Source organism: uncultured Mucilaginibacter sp. (genome assembly GCF_903893715.1).
Taxonomy (GTDB): Bacteria; Bacteroidota; Bacteroidia; order Sphingobacteriales; family Sphingobacteriaceae; genus Mucilaginibacter.
The window spans coordinates 1-1,790 of sequence record NZ_CAITNG010000045.1; the positions used below are offsets into that span (position 1 = coordinate 1).

2 protein-coding genes are annotated in these 1,790 nt (G+C 40.8%); both read right to left on the reverse strand.

The window, feature by feature from the left end; all coding sequences use genetic code 11:
* Positions 1–836, reverse strand: an 836-nt coding sequence (glgP, locus tag QZX97_RS05830) for an alpha-glucan family phosphorylase (RefSeq protein WP_363152010.1), incomplete at its 3' end; no start/stop codon positions are given.
* Positions 837–901: 65 nt separating this feature from the next.
* Positions 902–1,666 (reverse strand): ThuA domain-containing protein, encoded by a 765-nt coding sequence (locus QZX97_RS05835; RefSeq protein ID WP_295664460.1) that lies wholly within the window; start codon positions 1,664–1,666, stop codon positions 902–904.
* Between the last annotated feature and the right edge of the window lie 124 nt (positions 1,667–1,790).

Consider the following 1,790-nt stretch of genomic DNA (forward strand, 5'->3'; position numbering starts at 1 on the left):
CACATTTCGCGCGAAACCTCGCCATGCAGTTTAGATACCCCATTAGCTTTTTTAGCGAACTTTAATGCCGCAAGTGTATAATTGAGCGAGAAAGCATCCGTACCCAGAATTTGTCTAACTTCATCAACCGGGGTGCCGCAGAAAAACGACATTTCTGCAAGCAGGTCTACCCGGTGTTCCTCATTACCGGCTGTCTCCGGGGTATGGGTGGTGAATACCACGTGTTTCCTCACCTCGGCCATGCTTTTGTATTTCTGATACAAATAGAAATTGAGTGGCAACGAATGGCCTTCGTTCATATGATAAATATCAATATTAAGCCCAAGCTTATCGATCAGCATTGCACCACCAATACCCAGAATGATTGATTGGGCTATTCGGGTTGATTCGGTAGAATCGTATAATCTGTAACTTATAGAACGCGATTGCTCGTCATTTTCGTTAAGGTTTGTAGTGAGAAAAAATATGGGTGCCGAGCCAAAGGTTTTGGGCCGCAGCAGAAATGCCCGAACCCATACAGGCGAATCATGAATATGAACAATAAACATAAAGCCGGTGTCTTCTAAAAATGAATAGCCTTTTTCAATAAAAGTTGGCTTCATGTCGGCATTGATATCACGCCATTGATCGTAATACCCATATTTCCAAAGCATGCCGATACCAATAACATTTTGCTTCAATTCGTAGGCACTGCGCATGTGCGAACCGGCCAAAAATCCCAGCCCACCGCTATATGTTTTTAATGCCTGATCGATGGCAAATTCCATGCTAAAATAGGCTACTGCCTTGTTGTATTTTGGATCGGGTTGGTACCCGAATATGTCTTCTGTTTTCATCATTCGTGTTTTTTTGAAATATAATAAATTTGAATATTTAGCATCCCATTATCTGCCATAAAATGTCAATTAATGCCGGAGGCCCAAAAAATAGCATTTACAAAAATTTTCCTGTAGGCCTCATCATCGAATAAAATTGGCGAATGCCCCATAAAAATATATACGTTGCGTGCCTTAACGTGTTCATTGGTCCATATCACGGGATGATCTCCCATGTTGATATCTGAATGAGGCTGATAGGTATTTTCATCAACGCTGGCCAATACATGAACCTCGGGTCGCGGGCTCTTATCATAGGTATAAAACTCTTCTTTTTTCACGATAAAAGAAACAGGGACACCTTTCATTACCGGATGTTTAGGGTCTTCAACATTTACCTGTGCCTTAACAAAAGTAGCAATATAGTTTTTCCAGCGGATTCCACCCATAAACCCACTAAACCAATCCCACATTGGAAAGCCATCAAATTCACCTAACAGGCTTGCATGATGAAAACCGATCCATCCTCCGCTGCCCTCTTCTATATATTTGTTAAAAGATTTAGCCGCTGCAGGTGTCCAACCATAAGGCGGGTAATCCAGTTGAATAAAAAGCTGGTATTTTTTTAATAATTCGTCGTTGATCTTTTCGGTATTTTGATAATAGTCTACACTAAAATTGCTGTCGATCGCCAGTTTGTCGAGCCAACGTTTGGCCGCTTTGGTATATGCAACATGGTGGCCGCCATTCTCATACAACACTAAGACGTGAAACCTAAGCACTTTTATCTGACCGTATCCGACCAAATATGCCATTAATAATATAAGTATTAGTGAAGTCTTTTTTTTCATTGGGTTGATTCATCAAAGTTAAAATTTTGACTCGCATCGGGTCGGAAAGGATAAAAAATCTTGTGCTATTTACATTTCGCTCAAAAACAATATTTTTATAGGCTATGCCCGCACGACCGATCAC